This window comes from Alienimonas chondri (genome assembly GCF_013036045.1).
GTDB lineage: Bacteria > Planctomycetota > Planctomycetia > Planctomycetales > Planctomycetaceae > Alienimonas > Alienimonas chondri.
On record NZ_WTPX01000190.1, the window covers coordinates 1 to 6,960 of the forward strand.

At 70.1% G+C, this 6,960-nt stretch carries 6 protein-coding genes; 3 read left to right on the top strand and 3 right to left on the bottom strand.

The annotated features are described in order from the left end of the window. The first annotated feature begins 354 nt into the window (after positions 1–354). Complete coding sequence (locus tag LzC2_RS19090; protein WP_171189627.1) at positions 355–2,577, top strand: hypothetical protein; 2,223 nt, start codon at positions 355–357, stop codon at positions 2,575–2,577. Positions 2,578–2,656: 79 nt separating this feature from the next. On the opposite strand, the gene hemL is transcribed toward LzC2_RS19090, so the two are convergent. The 3 genes from hemL to LzC2_RS19105 all read right to left on the bottom strand — a co-directional run bounded on the left by hemL (position 2,657) and on the right by LzC2_RS19105 (position 5,310). Next, a complete protein-coding gene (gene hemL, locus LzC2_RS19095; RefSeq protein WP_171189628.1) occupies positions 2,657–3,955 on the bottom strand; it encodes a glutamate-1-semialdehyde 2,1-aminomutase in 1,299 nt (432 codons plus the stop codon). 94 nt (positions 3,956–4,049) lie between these two features. Further along, a complete protein-coding gene (locus tag LzC2_RS19100) occupies positions 4,050–4,505 on the bottom strand; it encodes a transposase (RefSeq protein ID WP_171189629.1) in 456 nt (151 codons plus the stop codon). 49 nt (positions 4,506–4,554) lie between these two features. Continuing rightward, the gene (locus LzC2_RS19105; protein ID WP_206678803.1) at positions 4,555–5,310 is read right to left on the bottom strand and encodes a carboxylesterase family protein; all 756 of its coding nucleotides are present in this window, start codon (positions 5,308–5,310) and stop codon (positions 4,555–4,557) included. Positions 5,311–5,394: 84 nt separating this feature from the next. Between LzC2_RS19105 and LzC2_RS19110 the strand changes: the two genes are divergently transcribed. Both LzC2_RS19110 and LzC2_RS19115 read left to right on the top strand, forming a co-directional pair. After that, positions 5,395–6,501, top strand: a complete 1,107-nt coding sequence (locus tag LzC2_RS19110) for a hypothetical protein (RefSeq protein WP_171189631.1) — start codon at positions 5,395–5,397, stop codon at positions 6,499–6,501. Further along, positions 6,498–6,960: hypothetical protein (locus LzC2_RS19115; RefSeq protein WP_171189632.1), on the top strand; the 463-nt coding region annotated here is incomplete at its 3' end. The genes LzC2_RS19110 and LzC2_RS19115, both read left to right, overlap by 4 nt.

Here is a 6,960-nt window from a genome sequence, read left to right on the forward strand (position 1 = left end):
TGAGGTTCGCATACTCCAGCGGGGCGAGGTTCGGCGATGTCAACGACAGACCTTCGAGCGAATCGAGCCGATTGCCGACGGCGCTGAGGAAACGGAGACCCGGCAGAGCGGCACGACCGCGGTCAAAGAGCGACGTTAGCGGTCCGCGGCGCGTCTCGCACCCGGACCGGGAACGTCAGCGAATTTCCCGACGGATCGCCGGTCCCGTCCGGTTCTCGCCATCTTGCCCCCTGGGCGCCCGCGGCAAAATATGCGTGTTGATACGGTCGGATCGGCCGCGACTATCACGCCGTCCGCCAAGGCTCTCGACTGCCGATTCCGAAGCGGTTCCGTCCCTCGTTCCCGCCGCTGAGTATGGCCACCTCCCCCGCGGCCCTGTTGATCGTGGCTGCGGCGTGGCTCGCGCCCGCTCCCGCGGCCGTCCCCGTCGAGCAGGCCGCTGAAGCCCTCGCGGTTCGCCCCCCGGCGCCGTCGTTGGCGGACGTCTTTCCGGAGAGCGTGCCCGCCGCGATCGACGCCTTCGCCTTCGCCCCGCTGGGCGAACGTTGGTCCGACTGGGGCGCCGCGACGGCGAAGACCGCCACCATCCTCTATCTCCCCGACGCCCCGGCGACGCGGCAGCGTGAGGCGATCCGCACGCTGCGCGGCGCCGTCGCCCAGTTGGACGCCGCCGCGGCCGATCCCCGGTTCTCAGCGATCCGCCCGGCGCTGCGAGACCTCCGCGGACCGCTCGAACGACGGGCGCTACTCGCCGAGGCGGCGCTGGACGCGCGGGCCGCGGCCGAGTCCGTCTCGATAGAAACCGCCCGCCGCGGGGCGAACGAGCGTTTGAGCGACGCGATGGCGGCGTTGCGGGCGGAACTCGCGACGATCCCCGGCGGCGACCGGTGGTTGCAGGTCGCCCGGGCGGATCGGCTCGATGCCATCGCCGCGGGTCAGACCGGCCCGTCGGTTCATCGGACGTTGTCGGCTCTCGTGCACGACCTCGCAGACCCGACGATCTATGCCCCGGAGCAGGCGGCCTTCCTCGCCCGACCCGAATGGCGCCGGTTGGCGTCGATCGCCGACGTGCGGCTCGCCCTCGTGACTTATTCGGGAGACGACGCCCGGCCGGCGGACGGGGCGACGGTCGCGATCCGACAGTTCGTCGCCGCGTTCGAGCGGTTCGAATCCGATGCGACGGACGAAGCGGCCCGCGCTCTCGCCGGCGCCGCCGCGGATCTCGCCGCCGTCGCTCCGCGGGCCGGGGAGGCGCTGCTCGACCTCATCGACGACCTGTACGACGGCGACAACGTCCGCATCGCGATCGGCGAGGACTTTCTGCGGCGGTTCATCGCTCAGACCCGCAAGGAACGCGGGGCGATCAGCCAAGTGATGTTCGGCGCCCGCGTCCGCGGCGTGCAGGAGACGGACGTGGACGTCGACGTGGACGTCGTCCCGGAGGTCGGTGCCGCCCGGTTCGACGTCGTGCTGCGGGGTTTGGCGACGACGGAGACCGTCTCCCGCACCCGTCAGGCCCGGGTGGAAACGACCGGCCGCCACCGCTTCGAAGCCCGCAAAACGCTGGTGTACGACGGCACACGCTTCCGCAACGGCCGCACGACGGTGGACGTCGACCCCTTTCTGCGGAACACCCGGATCAACACGATCTACGACGACGTCGCCGGCGGCCTGCTGCGGGACGTCATCCAGCGGGAAGCCTTCGCGGAAGCCGGCCGGCGCCAACCGGCCGCCCTCGCACGGGCGGAGCGGGAACTGGAATCCAACCTCCGGCCGCAGCTCGACCGTCAACTGACGGAACAATTTGACGTCGTGAACCTCCGAGCCGGCGGAGCGCTGCGGCGGCGGGCGACGAACCTGGGACTGGCGCCGTCGCGGGAATCGATCTCCAGCACGGAGCGGGAGATGCGGATCTTCGTGCGACTGTCGGATCAGGACGAACTCGCCGGCACGCCCGCCCCGCGACGGCCGATCGCGGAGGACGGCGTCGTCGCCCAGGTTCATCAAAGCGCGATGAACAACTCCGCGGACCGACTGAACCTCGCCGGGCGGACAGTCACCCCGGACGAGCTGGGCGTGATCGTCACGGAGTTCGCCGGCGAGCTGTTCGGCCGGGACATCGCCCCGCTGACTCCGTCGGAACCCAGCGTCGGCGAAGAACCGCCGCCCACGCTGACCTTCGCCGCCTCCGACCCGATCCGCGTGTGTTTCGAGGCGAACCGGCTGGTTCTCATCGTGCGGGTGGGTCTGGCGGCGCCTGCGAACGAGGACGGCACGTCCGGCGAAGACGTGCCGCCGCAGCGGGTCTCGATCCCCTTCGACGTGACGCTGACGGAAACCGGCGAGGTCGTGCTGACCCGCGGCGGTCTGTCAGTCGCCCCGCTGGGTCGGCCCGAGAGCCGCTTCCGCCAACAGGCGATCGGCCGAGTGCTGCGGAGCCGACTGGGCGACGCGATCCCGGAAGAGTCCGTCGTGCCGGCCCGCACCGTCGTCGCCACGGACGCCCGCACCCGCATCAAGCTGCGGCTGGCCTCGCTGGAACTGGCCGACGGCTGGGCGACCGCGGTGCTGCGTTAGCCGGTTCGCCGTCGCCGCCAGGCGGCGCGCGTCTCTCTCTCGAAGCGCGCCGCCTGGCGGCGACGGCGAACCGAACGCGTCAGATCACGTGCAACACCTCACGGGCCGCGGCGACGGTCGCGTCGATCAGTTCCTCAGTGTGGGCCGCGGAGACGAACATCGCCTCGTACTGGCTGCACGGCAGGTAGACGCCGCGGTCCAACATGCCGTGGAAGTAGCGGGCGAAGCGTTCGACGTCCGACTTTTGCGCGTCGATCAGGTTTGTGACCGGACCTGAGGTGAAGAACAGCGTCAGCATCGACCCGACCCGCTGGATGCAGGCGGGGGTGCCGGTCGCTTCGATCGCATCCGTCAGCCCGGCTTCGAGGCGGGCCGCGAGGGCTTCGAGGCGTTCATAGACATCGCCGTCGCGCAACGCCTTCAACGTGGCGACGCCGCAGGCCATCGCGACCGGGTTCCCGGAGAGCGTTCCGGCCTGATAGACGCTGCCGACGGGGGAGATGTGCTTCATCACCTCCGCCGGCCCGCCGTAGGCGCCGACCGGCATCCCGCCGCCGATCACCTTGCCCATCATCGTCAGGTCCGGGGTCACGCCGAACCGGGCCTGCGCCCCGCCGTAGGCGACGCGGAAGCCGCACATCACCTCGTCGAACGCCAGCAGGGCGCCGTGCCGCGTGCACAAGTCGCGGAGAGCCGTCAGGAATTCCTCGGTCGGAACGACGAGTCCCATGTTCCCGCAGACCGGTTCGAGGAACACGCCGGCGATCGCGTCCGGGTACTTCTCGAAGGCGGCGGTCAGCTGATCGACGTCGTTGTAATCGAGCACGATCGTGTCCGCGGTACACCCCGCCGGAACGCCGGGGCTGGAGGGATGCCCGAGCGTCAGCGCCCCGCTGCCGGCGCTGACCAGCAGGGCGTCGACGTGCCCGTGATAGTTCCCCGCGAATTTGACGACCTTGTCTCGCCCGGTGGCGCCGCGGGCGAGCCGCACGGCGCTCATCGCCGCTTCGGTGCCGCTGTTGGTCATACGGACCTGCTCGACGGAGGGCACGGCCTCTGCGACAAGTTCCGCCAGTTCCGTCTCCGCCGGCGTGGGGGCGCCGAAGCTGGTGGACCGGGTGAGGGCGTCCGCGATCGCCTCCATCACCGCCGGATGGCGATGGCCGAGGATGTGCGGCCCCCAACTGCCGACGAAATCGACGTAGCGATTGCCGTCGACGTCCGTCAGCCACGGCCCCTCGCCGCTGGCCATATGCACCGGCGTCCCGCCGACCGCCCCGAAGGCCCGGGCAGGGCTGTTCACCCCGCCGGGGATGACTTTTTTCGCGCGCTCGAAAGCGGCGTCGGACTGCGGACGGGAGGACGTATCGGCGAGCATGGGGGCAGTGTAACTCGTTCCCCGATTCGTTGAGACCGGAGCGCAAGCTCCGGCCGTGCGTCATCCTCTCCCGCCACGACGGAGCGACCCTACGCTATTGGCCATTCAGCACGTAATCCACTTTCTCGGCGACCGCCGCCTCGTCATAGAGGTATGTGATATCTCCGCCAGCAGTCCACCACTTCACTCGCCCGCTCTCATCGGCTGCCCTTAAGGTACGAGTCGACCAGCTCTTCAGTTCCTCTCTCACCCGTTTCGGCGCCGCGTCGCCTGAAAAGACGACGACATGAACGTGGTTCGTTCGCACGTTGACAGCATGCAGCGTCCAGTTCCGCAGCTCGCAGTGCCGACGAATCACCTGTTCCACGGCGGTTCTCTGCTCGACCGTCAGCAAACAGGGCGATTCCGTCATCGCTCGTTCTGCTCGCCGCTGGAGTGACTCGTCCGGAGACACCGGGCGGCCGCCTCGGGACGTGGAGCCTCGGGCGTCGCCGGGGAGCCAGCTTCCGTAGGTCGTCCAAGTCAGAAACAGAGCGATCGATTCGGTCATCAGATAGCCTGACGTTCGGGGACGCACAGCCGGAGCTTGCGCTCCGGTCTCAACGCGTTTTCCGCTGCCGGAACATCCAGGCGATCAAACCGTCCGGCGTGGCGTAGGCGGGGGTCCAGGAATCGTGGCCGACGTCGGGGTATTCGATGTAGATCGGGGCGCCGCCGGCCGCGACGGTCGCGGCGACCATGTCGCGGCTGAGGCGCGGCGGGACGACGTTGTCGGCACCGCCGTGCACGACCCACAGCGGCAGGTCCTTCAGCGCCGCGGCGTCGTCCGGGTTCCCGCCGCCGCAGATGGGAGCGGTCGCGGCCCAGAAGTCCGCCTTCCGCACTGACCAGTCCCACGTCCCGTAGCCGCCCATCGACAGGCCGGTCAGATACAGCCGGTCGGTATCGATGGGGAACTCTTCCAGCGCCGCATCGACCAGATCAGAGGCGGCGGCCATCGGCGCGGACATCGAACCATCGGCGTTCTCCGGGTCGCGCCAATCGCGGTTCGCCCAGCGTCCGTCCTTCGGACACTGCGGGGCGATGATGTAGCAGGGGAACCGCTCCCGGTACTCCTCCGAGAGCATCGCGGGGAAGAAGTGCTTCGCCAGCACGGTCGGATCGGAACCGCGCTCGCCGGCGCCGTGCAGGAAGACGACCAGCGGGTACTTCTGGCCCGGCTTCACCTCCGCGGGCCGGACGAGCAGGTGTTGGTACTCCGTCCCGTCGGCCCCGGCATGCGAGCGGACTTCGATCCCCTCGGGGAGATCGGCGGCAGCGGGGAGTGCGGACATCAGCAGGGCGGCGGCGAGCATCATGGGCGAAGGAGTTCAGCGAGGGACACCGGGGCGGGCCGATGCATCTTGACCCCCGAATCGCGGCGGAACTAGCGTCGCGGGGTGTTCGCTCATCGCCCCACGCTGCGCGTCGTCGCCGTCCTCGCGTTCTCCGCGGGGCTTTCGTCGGCCGATTCGCTCTTCGCTCAAACGCCCGCTTCCGCCGAACGACCGCGGGTGCTGGTGCTGACGGACGGCGGGGTCTACGGCGGACTGGTGACCGAATACAGCTACGGCGTGAAGGTGCGAACGGCCCGCGGGTCGATCGTGCTGCCCAGCGATCGCGTCCGCGTGAACGCCCCCAGCCTGGACGACGCCTACTTCCAACTGAAGGCGGAGATCCCCGAGAAGGACGCCGCCGGGCACGCGAAGCTCGCCGCCTGGTGCCTGACGAATCGTTTGACGCTGCGGAGCCGCGAAGAACTGCTGACGGCGCTGGAACTCGAACCGGACAGGGACGACTGGTCCCGGGCGCTGCGACGGGTCGAAACGGTCATCGCCGCGGCGAACGCTCGCGCGGGCAAGCCGACGCAGGCGCCGACGCACACCTCGTCCGGCGTCGTGCCGGCGTCGCATGTTGCAAACGCCTCCTCGAAAGCGCCGGCGACGGCGTCCGCGGCGGGGCTGTCCGCGGAGACGCTTCGGAACTTCACCGGCCAAGTCGAACGGGTCTTGCTGACCCGCTGCGGGAATGCCGGTTGCCACGGGGGGACGGAAAGCGGGGCGTTCCAACTGAAGAATCCGTCCCGGTCCGCCGCGACGACGCGACTGAACCTCGCCGCGGCTCTGGCGTTCGTGGGCGACGGGAACGCGCTCCGCTCGCCCCTGGTGGCGACCTGCGTCGACCGCGCCGACCGCCGCGGCCGGACGCCGTTCCGGGTGCAGGGCGGGCCGGCATCCAAGGCACTGTTGACCGCCTGGGTCGCCCGGGTCGCCGCTGAACGGCCCGATCTCGCCGCGAGCCGCACGGCGCCCGTTTCGCCGGCTCCTCAAACTTTGACCGAATCCGGTGGAGCGGCGCCGCCTGCCCGACCGATTCAACCGGACACGTTCGATCCGGCGGAGTTCAACCGAACGTTCGCCTCACCGACCGCCGATCCCGAGGCCGCCAACGCCGCCGCCGCGGCGCCGCCTTCCTCGCTTCTCCCCCACGCGGACCTGCCGGAATGATCTCCGCGAAGCCTTTCGTTCCCAAACGATCCGTCCGCGACGCCGTTCGGTGCGCCCGTCGCCCCGTCGCCCTCGCGGTGACGCTCGCGGGGTGCTGTGCGGGGGTCGGCTGCGAGACGGTCAGCAAGCAACTGGCCTTCCTCTCGCCCCGCTCCCAAGTCTCCGGGGAGTCGATCGCGAGCGATCCGTTCAATCAGGCCGAGAGAGCGATGGCTGCAGCCTCGCAATCGACGCGGTCGGCGGGCGGCGAAGGTCGCGTGAGCCTCGACGGGCCGATCCGCACCGTTTCTCTGGACGGCGCCCGCACCGCGGCTCGCCCGGCTGAGGTCACGCGGGTCGATCCGACCGTGTCCCCGCGTCCGGCGGCCGGCCGCTGGCAGGCCGGCGAGGGCAGCGACGACACAGCCGTCGTTCGTACGTCCCGCCCGGTCACCCCCCCGGACGCCGGATCCGCCAAGC

Excerpts from the sequence above, each read along its gene's own strand:
- LzC2_RS19090 (WP_171189627.1), top strand. The coding sequence starts at position 355 with ATGGCCACCTCCCCCGCGGCCCTGTTGATCGTGGCTGCGGCGTGGCTC.
- LzC2_RS19105 (WP_206678803.1), bottom strand. The coding sequence starts at position 5,310 with ATGCTCGCCGCCGCCCTGCTGATGTCCGCACTCCCCGCTGCCGCCGAT.
- hemL (WP_171189628.1), bottom strand. The coding sequence starts at position 3,955 with ATGCTCGCCGATACGTCCTCCCGTCCGCAGTCCGACGCCGCTTTCGAG.
- LzC2_RS19100 (WP_171189629.1), bottom strand. The coding sequence starts at position 4,505 with ATGACCGAATCGATCGCTCTGTTTCTGACTTGGACGACCTACGGAAGC.